This is a genomic window from Ensifer adhaerens, from assembly GCF_002007205.1.
Taxonomy (GTDB): Bacteria; Pseudomonadota; Alphaproteobacteria; order Rhizobiales; family Rhizobiaceae; genus Ensifer; species Ensifer adhaerens_D.
In genome coordinates, this window is sequence record NZ_LAZS01000009.1 from 156,566 (window position 1) to 169,738 (window position 13,173).

Consider the following 13,173-nt stretch of genomic DNA (forward strand, 5'->3'; position numbering starts at 1 on the left):
ACTGCATGTTTCCGCAACTCGTTGCCGGTTCTGCAGATGGGACATGCAGCGCTTCGAAGCGCTACAGCGCCTTTATGCGCCTGAGACGGCGCTCGGCGCTGTAGTGCCGGCGCCGCATTGACAGCGGTGCGCTGCCGCGCCGGTCGCCCGGAAATCCATCGTGAGTGTCTTCAGCGCGGGCGTTTCGGCCGGCGAACGGCCCGGATGACGCCACTTGGACCGCCGCCACAGAAGAAGCGGTCGCCCCCGTCGGACTCCAGCCCCGAGACCCCTGTTCCGGATGGCATGACGAGCGTTTCCAGCACTGTTCCCGTTTCCGGGTCGATGCGCCTGATGTCGCTCTCGTCGCCTTCCCAGGTGCCGTGCCACAGTTCGCCGTCGACCCAGGTCACGCCGGTCACGACCCGCTTGGATTCGATCGTGCGCAGGATCGCGCCGGTCTCGGGATCGATCTGGTGAATCTTTCTGTCCCGGTACTGTCCGACCCAGAGCGTGCCTTCGGCCCAGGCGAGGCCGGAATCGCCGCCTCGGCCGGGCGCGGGGATCGTCGCCAAGACCCGGCCGGTTTCGGGATCGACCTTCTGGATGCGATCCTCGGCGATCTGGAACAGGTGCTTGCCGTCGAAGGCAGTGCCGGCATGTGCCGCGACATCGAGCGAGCGAACCGGCGCGCCATTTGCCGGGTCGAAGGCGTTGATGGTGTCGCCAGCGCCGTACCACACGTTGCGTCCGTCGAAGGTGACACCGTGGACTTGGGCTGCCCCGGGGAACGGGCCATATTCTTGGAGGATTTCTGCTTCGGATCGTTTCATGGGCCTGATCCTATTCGTTTGGCAAAGGGCCGGGGAGTAACAAGACTGTCGGGAAAGCGGCAACGGGCGGCACGATCCAGCGCCTGGCCCGCCCGCGCCCGATCGGCAGAACCTTGCCTTGCGCGGCGAGTTCTTCAAGTGCCCGTTGCACGGTGCGCGCGCTGGCGTCGAGTGCGATCGCGAGCGCCGAACTGGACCAGGCCTCGCCGTCCGCCAGCAGCGCCCGCATCGTCGCATGCCGCTCGTCGACGGGCGGTGCAAGGACGACGACCTTGTGCTTGCCGTGCGGTACCAGCCGGAAGCCTTCGCTGGTCGCCTTGATATCCGCCAGCGGGCGCAGTTCCTCGCGCAGCCGGCCGATTTCGACGCGCAACCTTGCCCGATGGGATTCGTCGACATGCCGTGCGCCGAAGGCCCTTGCGAGCAAGGCACGGCGCGAGACGTCTCCTGGCCAGGTTTCGCCGAGCGCGCGCGCCAGCGCAAAGAGCACCGGACGGGTGGCAAGCGAGCACACCGTCGCTTCCCGACGGACAAGGTTCCGGCAGGCATCGACGACCAGGGCGCCGGATGCAAGAAGCTGCTCGACCTCGTGAAGCCGCAGCGAGCGTTCTTCCCCATCCGTCAGGAGGCGGGCGGCCGGCGCTTCGAGGACGGCAGCCGCGTTTTCTACCTCCAGGATCAGAGCCGGAATGCCGCTCGCGGTTGCGGCGTCCATCGCCCGCCTGAAGGCTGCGGCTGCGGCCTCGGTTCGCAACCGGCGCACGGCGATGCCGGCGAGCGCCAGTTCGTGGGCGGCCCTCGGCGGCGGTGTCAGCCGCACCGTATCGATGCCGGCAAGCAGGCGCTCAGCCTCGTCCAGCCGGCCGATGAGCAGCAGCCGCCGCGCGCCAAGATTGCTGGCGTGGGCGGCATTGAGGTAGTCGCCATGGGTTTCGAGCGTTAAACGGGCAGCGTCGAGCGCTTTCATCGGCCAGGAAAGATCGCGGGAGACGATGGCGATCTCCGCCTCGGCGACGATGCAGCGCGCTCGCGCCACGGGCTGCCGTGGGCCGAAAGCGCGTGCGGCGCTCTTCAACAGGGCCTTGGCGCGGACGAAGTCTCCAAGCTGGGCCATGGCGATGCCGCGCAGCGCCAGTGCCGGCGGATCGTCGCGCAACGCCACCCGCTTCAGCGCGCCGAGCGGATCGCCTGCGGCCAGCGCCCGCGCCGCGGCGGTGATCAGCGAATCCATCGAAATCCCGTCACACTTGTCACTCCCGCAAGCCGTGTGCCAGCCTTTATCTATCTCTCCGGTGGCAACGGACAACAGAGAGAAGCTTTGTCGCACAATCAAGCGGAAACAGCCGGACGCGCGTCTCGAAGGCTGCGTCGACCGTGAATCTGCAATTATCATGAAATTCTTGCGAAGCTCGTGTCGGATTGGCGACGGACGGAGCGTCTTTCACAGGGGCGGAGAAGGGGAGAGATCCCGACGTGGTCCGCCGTGCGACCAGGTTGCAGATTTATCGGCGTGGCCGGATGTCCGGCCGGGCGGCTTAAAGGAGATTGCAATGACCAATTCGCATTACCGTTGGGTCATCGTGGCGGCAGGCGGCCTGCTCGGCTGTCTGGCGATCGGCGCCATGTTTTCGCTTCCGGTGTTCCTGCTGCCGATCTCGCGCGAGACCGGGTGGTCGGTGACAGGCGTTTCGAGCGCCATGACCATCGGTTTCCTGGCCATGGCCTTTGCCAGCATCGCCTGGGGCAGCCTTTCCGACCGTTGGGGCGCGCGTCCGATCGTGCTCATCGGCTCGGTGCTCTTGGCCGTCAGCCTGATGGCAGCAAGCTGGGCGACCTCGCTGATCGCCTTCCAGATCCTCTTCGGCGTCGTCGTCGGCACCGCGACGGCGGCGATCTTCGCGCCGATGATGGCCTGCGTCACCGGCTGGTTTGACACGCATCGGAGCCTCGCCGTCTCCCTCGTCTCGGCCGGCATGGGCATGGCGCCGATGACGATGTCGCCCTTTGCCGCCTGGCTGGTTTCCGCCTACGACTGGAGAACCGCGCTACAGATCATCGCGCTGGTCGTTGCCGTCATCATGATCCCGCTCTCGTTTCTCGTCCGCCAGGCGCCGGCACTTGCCGGGGACGCTGCCGCGGCCTCGCCCGAGCAAGAGCCGCAGTCATCGATGACGACCAGCCAGGTGCTGAAATCGCCGCTCTTCATCATCCTGCTCCTGACCAACTTCTTCTGCTGCGCCACCCATTCCGGCCCGATCTTCCATACGGTGAGCTACGCCATCACCTGCGGTATTCCTGTCATGGCTGCTGTGTCGATCTACAGCGTCGAGGGGCTCGCCGGCATGGGCGGCCGCGTCGTCTTCGGTCTGCTCGGCGATCGCTTCGGAGCCAAGCGCGTTCTCGTTCTAGGGTTGCTCGCCCAGGCCTTCGGAGCGCTCGCCTATGTCTTTGCCGCCGGGCTCGGCTCGTTCTACGCGGTCGCCGCGCTGTTCGGCTTCATCTATGCGGGCGTCATGCCGCTCTATGCGGTGCTTGCCCGCGAGAATTTCCCCTTGCGGATGATGGGGACGGTAATCGGCGGAACGGCCATGGCCGGCAGCCTCGGCATGGCGACGGGACCGGTTGCCGGCGGCCTAATCTACGATGCGATGGCGAGCTATACCTGGCTCTATGTCGGCTCCTGGGGCATCGGGCTTGGCGCATTCCTGATCGCGCTCACCTTCAGGCCGGCACCGCGCTACCAGCCGGCGGTTGCTGCGGCGTAATATGAGTGCGCTGACAGAGAAAAAGGGCTCCACCTGGGAAGGCGGAGCCCGTTCGGGTCGTTGTAGGCCATAGCCGAGCGATACGTGTCCGTCTCAGCGTTCGTCGATTCTCACCGTCCGTGCGCCGACATGGAGCGCCCGGCCGGCGCCGAGGCCCATGATCGCCACGCCGATGCCGAGTGCGATGAAGAGGACGGCGCTGGCGGCGAAGCTGCCGGTCCAGCTGCGGATGAAGCCGACGAGCAAGGGGCCGATGGCGGCGAGCACGTAGCCGACGCCCTGGGCCATGCCGGAGAGGTGCGCTGCCACATGGGAATCGGGGGAGCGCAGTACGATGAGGGTCATCGCCGCGGCGATCAGGCCGCCCTGGCCGACGCCCTGCAGCACCGCCCAGACGAGCACCGTCGAAAGCGGCGCGAAGAGGATGCCGATCAGCGCGATGACGGCGGCGGCCACCAGCGCCACGCAGACCGCCCGCTGGTCCCGGCGCCGGACGGCGAAGGAGGGCACAGCAAGGCAGGTGACGACCTGCATCATAATCGAGATCGAGACGACCGCACCGGCGGTTGCCGCATCGAGACCACGCTCCCTTAGGATCGGTGCCATCCAGCCGAAGACGCAATAGGCAAGTGCCGATTGCAGTCCCATGAACAGCGTCACCTGCCAGGCAAGCCGATCGCGCCAGAGACCGACGACGCGGAAACCGCTGTGGCGGGCTTGCGCCTTGCCGCGCAGTGCCTGCGGCGCCCAGATCAAAAGCACGACCAAAGCCGGGATCGCCCAGGCGGCAAGTGCACCGGACCAGGAACCGACGACATGGTGTTCGATCGTGAGCGTCAGCCCGGCCGCACTGGCAGCACCCGCGCAGAGCGCCATGGTGTAGAGGCCCGTCATCATCGCGGCCCGGTCGGGAAAGTCGCGTTTGACGAGGCCGGGAAGCAGCACATTGCCGATCGCGATCGCGGCACCCGCTGCAAAGGTCGAAAGGAAAAGCAGCGGCACGGATTGAACGCCGCGCAGGCCCGTGCCGAGCGTCAGGAGGACGAGTACGCCGAGGAGGGTGCGCTCGGCGCCGAAACGTTGGGCGAGCTTCGGCGCAAGCGGGGCGAAGAGCCCGAGGCAAAGCACCGGCAGGGTGGTGAGCACGCTGGCGCCGGCGGTGGAAAGGCCGGTCGCCTGCATCACCTCGGGTAGCAGCACCGAGAGGCTTGAAAACAGCGGCCTGAGATTGAAGGCGATGAGGACGAGGCTGGCGCCGAGCAGGATGCGGGCGCTGCGGCTCAAGGTCGGCGGCTGCGGCGCCGGCAGGCTGTCGGCCTCGGCGTCGATGAGCTGGTCCTCGAGCTCCAGCCCTTCGGCGGCCTCGGCCTTGTGCGGTTCACGGAAGCTCTGGTTCATTGGGAAAGGAGCCGTTCGAGTTCAGCAAGGACGGGGGCCATGAAGGATCGGACTGCGGCCGCAGCCTTGTCCGGATCACCGGTCGCGATGGCCTCGACGATCGCCGCATGGGCCCGGTCGTCCGGCTCCGGCAGATCGCCTGACAGCGTCGAGTGGATGGTTTCGAGGATGGCCGATGTGAAGAAATCATAGAGCTCGACGATGGCCCTGTTGCCGGAGGCCTCGACGATCGATCGGTGGAAGGCGATGTCACGCCGGCCGAAGGCATCGCGTCCGCCATTTGCAACGTTGCCGCGCGCGTTCAGCAGGCGGATCATGCGTTCGAGGTCTTCGGGCGTATGACGCAGCGCCGCCAGTCTTGCAGCTTCCACATCAAGGGCCGCGCGCGCTTCCCACTGGTCGCGCAAGCCCGATCGCTTGACGCGGTCGAGCGCGCCCGAGGTATCGACCGTCGAGCGGACATAGGTGCCGGAACCCTGGCGGGCGTCGAGAAGGCCCTTCGAGATCAGCACCCGAACGGCCTCACGCACGGTACCACGGCTCACCGCCAGAAGTTCGGTCAGCGCCGTCTCGTTGGGAATGCGTTCGCCGATGGCCCAGCGGCCGCTCAAGATTTCCACCCTGAGGCTTTCGGCCGTGCTCTCGGTGAGATTGGTGCGATTGATCGGTTGCATCGTCTGCTCATCAAGTCATCAGATGATTTGAGGCTTAGGCTCGCGCACCACGGGAGTCAAGCACGGCAATGGATGCCGAAGCCATCAAACCTGGCGAAACGCACGCCAATCGGTTGGCCCCGCGCGGGGCGCAAAGCATCCCTGATGCGAGCGCTAGCTACCAAGGCGCGCCGGATGCCGGCGCACCAGGAGTCGTCTGGATTGTAGCCAGGGCGCTTAGTGCCGAGAGCCCGGCGATCTCAGTTGAGCTTGAGATCGAGGCCGGGATGCAGTTTCTTGAGGTTCGGCAGCGACTTCGACTGCCAGGGGATCTCCGAGGTCCCGCGCACCGTCAATTGCACGTTCGGGCGGTTGCGCGCCTCGATCGTCAGCTTGGCGAGCAGGTTGATCCCGGACGAGTTCAGGAATTGCAGTTCGGTGAGGTCGATCGTGACGTGCTCAGGCTCGGTTTCCAGTACGCCCATCACCGTCGAGAAGATCGGGGCATAGGCTTCCGTTCCCGGCAACCGCATGGTGCCTTCGAAATGAATATCGTTGCCTTCGGACCAAACGCGATACTCTTCTTCGTCCTTGTTTTCCATGTTCACCGGCTCATCAGTTCGAGAGGTCTGGGACCGCAATGGAGGCATAGGTCTCCAAGGAGGTTTCGCCGTCGTCACCCTGAGCGCCAAAAACCCAAGCGAAACGAACGCCATAATCGCTCATCAGCGTCAAAAGACCAAGCCCCGAGCCGCTCTTGCCGAGCCCGGTTGCGTTTGCCTCGATACGCTCGATGAGCAAGTCGCCGGGATCGCCGTCGGCGATCTCGGAAAGCAGTTCCTGGAAGCGGGCGGCCGCTTCGTTGTCGATCACATTCGACACCTTCGTGCGGAAGCTGTGGCCCTCGAGGGCAGCCTCGACGACGACAGAACCGGAGGCGCGGAACTTCACGGCATTCTCGACCAGCTCGTTGGTCAGGTAGCCGATATTGTGGCGCACTTCCCGATAGGTGTTGCGCGAGGCGCGGTAGCGCAGCGCCGCCAGTTCGGCGACGAAATCCGAAGCCATGGCGCAATGCTTCCAGCTGAGATCGAGCGGCCCGTCGTAGAGACGCAGCCGGGTCATCTTCTGGTGGGCACCGATCGTCAGGTCCGCCAGTCCGTAGAGCGTGGTCATCTGATCACCTGTGTCTCATGACGACGAGCGTGATGTCGTCATATATCTTCTGCTTGCCGATATGCGCCATCAGGTCGTCGATGATGCCCGCTTTGACGTCCTCGGCGCTTTGTCCGTAAAACTTTCCGGCGCTTGCGCACAGCCGCTCGATGCCGAACAGTTCGCCCTTGGCGTTCGCCGCCTCGGTCACGCCGTCCGTGTGTAGCACGATCATGTCGCCGCGGCCGAAGGATATCTCGCGGGTGGCGACGAAGCGCGAAATATCCGATTCGAGACCGATCGGCAGGCCGAGGTCCAGCGTGTCGATCCGCTCGATTTCGGCACCCTTGCGCACCACGATCAGCTCCTCGTGCTGCCCCGACAGCGTCAGGCGGCCGTGGTCGTAGTCGAGGAAGGCTAGCGACAGGTGCTTGTCGGTGTTGGTGCGCACGATGTTCTTGTAGATGGCGCGGTTGAGGCGGTTGAGGAACTGCTCCGGCTCCATGTCGCCGGCTTCCTGCAGGGCGCGGGCGACCGACTGCACCATCAGCATCAGCACACCGCTTTCAAGGCCATGACCGGTCACGTCGCCGATGCCGATCTTAAGCCGCTCGCCGTCACGCAGCACGTCGTAGTAGTCGCCTCCCACCTCGTCGGCCGGCCGCATATAGGCGGCGATCTCGAGGTCGGCGATTTCCGCGAGCTCGCCGGCCTTCGGCAGCACCATCATCTGGATCTGCTTGGCGACGGCGAGTTCGGCCCCAAGGCGCAGGTTCTCACTGCGCAGTTGGGTATTCAGCGTCGAAATCTGGTGGTTGGCGTCCTCGAGCTGCTTGGTGCGTTCGGTCACCAGGTTTTCGAGGTTCTCGGTGTGGTAGCTGATCTCTTCGGCCATGCGGTTGAAGGCGATGGCGGCTTCACCGACTTCGTCGCGCGTCGTAATGGGCACACGGACGGAATAATCCTTCGCTTCGATGCGGGTCGCCGCTCCGGCGAGCGCGCTGATGCCGCGGGTAACGCGCTTGGAAATGCCGAACACGGCGAGCGTGACGAACAGCAGCGAAGCGAGCAGGGCCAGGATCTGATAGATGAGGATGCGGTTCGTCGCTTCAGAGATACTCGCCTGCGCCGCAAACAGTGAGGCATAGATTTCCCGCTCCGGCACGACGATGCCAATCGACATGGTCTCGCGGCGCACCGGACCGGACACCCAGAAGTTCTCTGGCTCGAGCTGCTTCAGGAGAATGAGATAGGGGACCTTCTCACCGCCCTCGTCGAGTAGTACCCGCTGAATGGCGCCATCGGAGCCAAGCGGCAGCTCTGTGATCGCGGGCTGTACGCTGCGGCGCAGCGAGCGCTCCAACCCCGTGACGCCTTGTCCACCAGTGTCGCTCGACCGCTGCAGGCCGATTACCTTTTCGCCGACTGGATTGATGGCAAGCACATTGCCGTCGGACATCACAAGAAATCCGAAGCCACTGTCGCCGACTTTGACGCTTTCGACAACCTCGGCCAGTTGATCGAGCGTGATATCGGTTCCGGTCGCTCCGGCGACACCCTTGCGGTCGGGCGTCCAGAGCGGCTGGAAGAAACTGACGATCAGTTTGCCCGAGGCGGCATCGGTGTAAGGTTGCGTTTGCGTGGTATCGGCTGCAACGGGCCTGAGGTTCGGATGCTTCGCCCATTCCTCCCAGGACTCGTAGAGGCCGGGGAAGAAGAAGCTCCAGAAGTTGGCTTCGTTGTGACCGGGGTAGAGACGGTCGAACGTCTGCGCCTGATCGGCATAGGGCGCCATCCGCAAGATCGGCCGTTCTTTTGGCCCGACATAGTACATCTGCAGTTTGGAGCGGCCGTGCGCAAGCAGGGCGGGAGCAACCAGATCGAGAACGGCGCTGTTCTCGATATCGGTCTGCACCTCGGGTAGCGGCCGGTGGTCGGGGCCAAGGAGATAGCTCCAAACGCTTACGCTCGAGAGCTGTCCCGGAAGGTTCTGCGCCCACCCACCTTTGGGATCGTAAGTGACGGTAACGGATTCCGGTGCATGCCGGGCAAGTGCCTCCCCCACGTCGGACCTGCGCACGGGGCGGTCGATCTGCGCTTGCAGCACGCCCGCGAGCGTGGCGACGTCGGCGTGAACCTGGCCGAGCAGAAGATTAACCCGCGCGGCGGTCGAAACCGCGTAGGTGAGCATGTAATCTTCGTTGGCCTTTTGCAGGCCCTGTCCGACCTCCGTCGTCGCGTCACGCGACAATCTTTGAACGTTCCAGAGCGCCAGACCGCCTGTTAGCAGGAGGTCGAAGAGCACGGCGCTGCCGACCACCAGCACGAACTTGGCGCGAAAGGATCTCAAACCAAACCAGGGACGTTGGATATTGCTTGCGCTCATAGTGGTTTGCGCCCGGACGCCGCCCAGATCGGCCAGCCCGCATAGCCCTTCGGATGCAGCGCAGCGAAGATGTGATCCCGGAAGCCTTGGCGGAACCGCTCGATGAATTCGGGTGCTTCGCCGTGTCTCATCGCCATGTCCGCAAACATCTTCTCCCAGCCGGCGATGATATCGGCGAAATCCTGTGGGTCACCATCCAGATTGGTGACCATGAAGGATTCGACCAGGATGTCGTCGAAGCCCGTGTCGGCAAGATAGCGCCGGCTCTTTGGCCCGAACTCCACATCTATCTCGAAATTACTCAAAAGCCGTGCGAGCTCATTGTAGGTCCATTGGATGCTTTGCGCCCGCGGCTCGCCGAGGCAGTGCGAGTTCTTCTCGTTGGTGATGTAGACCCGGCCGCCCGGCTTCACGATCCTGTAGAGTTCCTTGAGAAGCAGCTCCGGCTGATTGAAGACCTGCACCGAGTGGCGGCAGGCCACGAAGTCGAACTGGTTGTCCTCAAGCAGCATCTCCGACGCGTCGCCGTAGGTGTATTCGATACCCGTCACGCCGAACTCGGCGGCCACCTTTCGGGCATAGGCGAGGCTCGGCTTGGAGTGGTCGAGCGCGACGATCCGCGCCGGCTGGAACTCCTTCTGCGCAAGCACGGCGAAATCGCCGATGCCGCAGCAGATGTCGGCCACGGCGATGCCGGGCCGCATGCCGTGGCGCGGCAGGATAGTGCGCTCGTGGCGCCAGGTCAATTTCGTCTGCGCGCGGAGAATTGGAATGAAGCTCGTATCCTCGAAGTAGTCCTGGCCGGGATAGAACATCGAATCATAGACCTCGACGGAGATCTGCGGCTCGATCGTGCTCAGGTGCCGGAACATGCGCGTCGTCCAGCTGACGACGCTTGACGTGACGATGACCAGACGCAGGTCCGATCGCTCGCGGCAGGCGTCGAGGGCGACCCGGATGAAGGCCTGGAAGGCCGTGTTGTTCATCTGGATGAGGCGCTTCACATCGATATAGAGAACGCCGCGCACCGCATCGATCGCTTCCCTCAGCGCATGGATGCTCTCGGCGATTTCATCGATCGAACGCGGTCGAATCGTTCCGGCAAGCGAGAAGATCTGGCTGTTCGGGTCAAAACCGACCTTGAAACGCTGAGGAAGGCCCGCCGCGATCAACTCACCATTCCTTCAAGAGGAAGATCCACGATCAGGGTGATAGCCGGAGCCGCATCCTCGTCAAGCCGGAGGCGGGCGTCGTAGTTCACAGCGAGGTCCAGAAGCACCGATTCCCGGCTGGGGGCAAGGTCGTTGGAAATGGCGTCGAGATAGCGGGCCTGGGCATCGCTCTCACGGGTTTTCGATACCGCTTCACGATAGAAGCGCGCCTGGCCCGGCGGGCAGGGGAAGCTCAGCTGAACCCGCTCCGTGGCGCCTTGGCGATAGATCGACAACCCGATCTTGCCGTCGGTGGTGCCGCCGCGAAATGAAACCTCGAGAAGCTCGTTGAGCGCGGAGGAAAAGAAGTTCGAATGCCGTACCGGATCGGTCCGGTTGTGGCTGATCATACGCGCGAGGTAGCTCGAAACATGGTCGCAATGGTGCCAGTCCGAGAGGAAATCTTCCATCTCCATATCGAACTGAAGCAAGGGCTCGAAAGCCGTCTCCGTGGTCTTGTTGACACTAGCACCCATGCAGCAATGCCCTCCGCACCCCGAACTCTGCCACGGCCATAAACCACTTTCTATAATGATTTCTAACCACGTACCCCCCGGATCTCGCATCAAACAACCCAGGTTTTGCCCCGCGCCGCATGAGGTGCAACGCATAGATGCGTAGGCTACAGCGTCGCCATTGCCGATGAGCGTCGAAGATACGCGCCGATCGCGTCTGCAGGCATGGGCATGCCCAGGAAATAACCCTGCAGGCGGTCGCAACCCTCTTTTCGAAGCCAGACGGCCTGCCCGATCGTCTCGACGCCCTCGGCGGTCACGCGCATGCCAAGACCGTGGGCAAGGCCGATGATCGACCGGACGATCGTCTGGCTCTTTTCGTCGCTCTCCAGATCCTTGATGAAGTAGCGGTCGATCTTGATCGTATCGAAGGGGAAGTTCTTGAGGTAGCTGAGCGACGAATAGAAGGTGCCGAAATCGTCGAGGGAGATCTGGATACCGAGCACGTTGAGCGTGTTCAGCGTGTCGAGGTTGTTGGTCGTGCGTTCAAGCAGCACCGATTCTGTGACCTCGAGCTCAAGCCGGTCGGCCCTCAAACCTGCCATGTCGATCGCCTGGGCGATCCGGTCTGTCAGGCCCTCGCGCAGGAACTCCGCCGGCGACAGGTTGACGGCGACGGTGAAGTGCGACGGCCAGGTGGCAGCCTGCCGGCAGGCCTCCTCCAGCACCCATTGGCCGATCTCGTTCATCAGGCCGTCGGCTTCCGCCATCGGGATGAAGACGTTGGGCGGGATCGTGCCCACCAGCGGATGGTGCCAGCGCACCAGTGCCTCGAAGCCGACGATCGAAAATGGCGGCTCGACGAGCGGCTGGTACTCGATCGAAAACTGCTTGTCCTGCAGCGCAGTGCGCAGACTGCGGCGCAGCATCTCGCGCTGTTCGAGCACGATCAACATGGAGCGGCTGAAGGTCTTTGCCCGGCCCCGTCCGTCCTTCTTGGCGGCATAAAGCGCGATGTCCGCCGCCTTCATCAGTTGTTCGATGTCGTTTCCGTCATTCGGCGCAATGGCAATGCCGATGCTGGCGCCGACGAAGACGGAGATGCCGTCGATCGTGAAAGGTTCGCTGAACGCCTGGATCAGGGTTTCGGCGAGATATTCGGCGTCCGCCGGCTGGTCGCTGTGGCGCTGGATGACGGCGAACTCGTCGCCGGCGAGGCGATAGGCGACTTCACCGTCGCGAAGGGTGCCGCGGATGCGCTCGGCGGCCATTTTCAAGACCGCGTCGCCGGCGCCGTGGCCGAGCGTGTCGTTGACCGGCTTGAAATCGTCGAGGTCGATCTGCATCAGCGCCAGCTTCTCGCCCGGCGTCGGCAGGATGCTTTGCAGATCGTCGCTGAACTGCCGCCGGTTGGGCAGGCCGGTCAGCACGTCGTGCGTCGCCTGGTGCAGGAGCAGCGCGCGCTCGCTTTCGCCATGGCTGCCGACCTCGCGGCGGGTCGAGCGGCCGCTCGTTTCGAGCACGCCGATGCCACGCATGGCGCGGAAGACGAGCAGCGTGCGCCGTGATTTGGTGGTGGCGTCGACGACTTCGACGCTGCGCGGCACGCCGTGAGCGATGACGGATTCAACCGCGGCCTTCGACACCGGCGCAAGCAATTCGGGATAGAGATGCCACAAGGTGGCATCGACGAGCGTGCCGACCTCGTAGGTTTCCTGCAGCGCCGGCGAGGCGCCGGTCAGATGAAAGGCTTCGTCATAGAACGAGAGGACTTCGTCCAGATGGGCCGCAACGGGATCTTGCACTGAAGCTGAAGCAGACAAGGTTGCGTCAGTGTCCGGCATGCTTGCCTTTCCCTCTCTATTTCGAACGCGCCGGAAGAATGTAAAAGCCCGCTCCAACGGCGCTCCGGTTCGGCTCGTCCTTCTGCAAAGCTACCGCGTCGCCCGCCCGGGTCAATGCCAATAGGCTGCTTGCGATCTTACCTGTGGAAACCTCGCTTCGGAGCATGGCGAGCGCTGCTCGATATCCTTTGCCCCACACGGTTGTATATAAGCTTCCTCTTGTATCATTTGCCATCATTGCATGCAATTTGGGGCGGAACAGCTGTGGGCGTTTGGGCTCCGCCTGCACGCATGTTCCATTGTGGGACGCCATATCAACAGGGGTTTCGGGTGTCTACTGCGGCCGGTCGCGGTTAAGCAAACGGCAGATACGCCCGGGCAACGGGGCCGTCGGGTTCCGTTTAAATATCGGTTAACCATAAAGGAAGTTTTCAGGGGATTATGTGGCTTCACCCATCCCGAGATCACCCGGAATTAACAACCACGGGCGAGTT

11 protein-coding genes are annotated in these 13,173 nt (G+C 63.7%); 1 reads left to right on the forward strand and 10 read right to left on the reverse strand.

The window, feature by feature from the left end:
• Positions 1 to 170: 170 nt before the first annotated feature.
• Both XB14_RS21475 and XB14_RS21480 read right to left on the reverse strand, forming a co-directional pair.
• Entirely contained in the window at positions 171 to 812 is a 642-nt protein-coding gene (locus tag XB14_RS21475; RefSeq protein ID WP_077963798.1) for a DUF5074 domain-containing protein, read from the reverse strand.
• A 10-nt stretch (positions 813 to 822) separates the two neighbouring features.
• Entirely contained in the window at positions 823 to 2,043 is a 1,221-nt protein-coding gene (locus XB14_RS21480) for a helix-turn-helix domain-containing protein (RefSeq protein ID WP_077963800.1), read from the reverse strand.
• A gap of 319 nt (positions 2,044 to 2,362) precedes the next feature.
• On the opposite strand from XB14_RS21480, the gene XB14_RS21485 reads away from it, so the two are divergent.
• A complete protein-coding gene (locus XB14_RS21485) occupies positions 2,363 to 3,577 on the forward strand; it encodes an MFS transporter (RefSeq protein WP_077963802.1) in 1,215 nt (404 codons plus the stop codon).
• Positions 3,578 to 3,670: 93 nt separating this feature from the next.
• Here XB14_RS21485 and XB14_RS21490 read toward each other — a convergent pair whose 3' ends face one another.
• From XB14_RS21490 to XB14_RS21525, 8 genes are all read right to left on the reverse strand, one after another.
• Positions 3,671 to 4,975, reverse strand: a complete 1,305-nt coding sequence (locus tag XB14_RS21490; protein WP_077963804.1) for a CynX/NimT family MFS transporter — start codon at positions 4,973 to 4,975, stop codon at positions 3,671 to 3,673.
• Entirely contained in the window at positions 4,972 to 5,649 is a 678-nt protein-coding gene (locus XB14_RS21495) for a FadR/GntR family transcriptional regulator (RefSeq protein WP_077963806.1), read from the reverse strand. Before XB14_RS21495 ends, XB14_RS21490 begins: the two co-directional genes overlap by 4 nt.
• Before the next feature lie 239 nt (positions 5,650 to 5,888).
• Complete coding sequence (locus tag XB14_RS21500) at positions 5,889 to 6,230, reverse strand: slr1659 superfamily regulator (RefSeq protein ID WP_077963808.1); 342 nt, start codon at positions 6,228 to 6,230, stop codon at positions 5,889 to 5,891.
• A gap of 13 nt (positions 6,231 to 6,243) precedes the next feature.
• Complete coding sequence (locus XB14_RS21505) at positions 6,244 to 6,804, reverse strand: slr1658 superfamily regulator (RefSeq protein ID WP_057255453.1); 561 nt, start codon at positions 6,802 to 6,804, stop codon at positions 6,244 to 6,246.
• A 4-nt stretch (positions 6,805 to 6,808) separates the two neighbouring features.
• Positions 6,809 to 9,169, reverse strand: a complete 2,361-nt coding sequence (locus XB14_RS21510) for a SpoIIE family protein phosphatase (protein WP_077963810.1) — start codon at positions 9,167 to 9,169, stop codon at positions 6,809 to 6,811.
• The gene (locus tag XB14_RS21515) at positions 9,166 to 10,341 is read right to left on the reverse strand and encodes a class I SAM-dependent methyltransferase (protein WP_077963812.1); all 1,176 of its coding nucleotides are present in this window, start codon (positions 10,339 to 10,341) and stop codon (positions 9,166 to 9,168) included. The genes XB14_RS21510 and XB14_RS21515 overlap by 4 nt, the downstream gene beginning before the upstream one ends.
• Positions 10,338 to 10,856, reverse strand: coding sequence for a hypothetical protein (locus XB14_RS21520; RefSeq protein WP_034790260.1), 519 nt, complete (start codon positions 10,854 to 10,856; stop codon positions 10,338 to 10,340). The genes XB14_RS21515 and XB14_RS21520 overlap by 4 nt, the downstream gene beginning before the upstream one ends.
• Before the next feature lie 146 nt (positions 10,857 to 11,002).
• Positions 11,003 to 12,679, reverse strand: a complete 1,677-nt coding sequence (locus XB14_RS21525; protein ID WP_077963813.1) for a putative bifunctional diguanylate cyclase/phosphodiesterase — start codon at positions 12,677 to 12,679, stop codon at positions 11,003 to 11,005.
• Positions 12,680 to 13,173 lie beyond the last annotated feature (494 nt).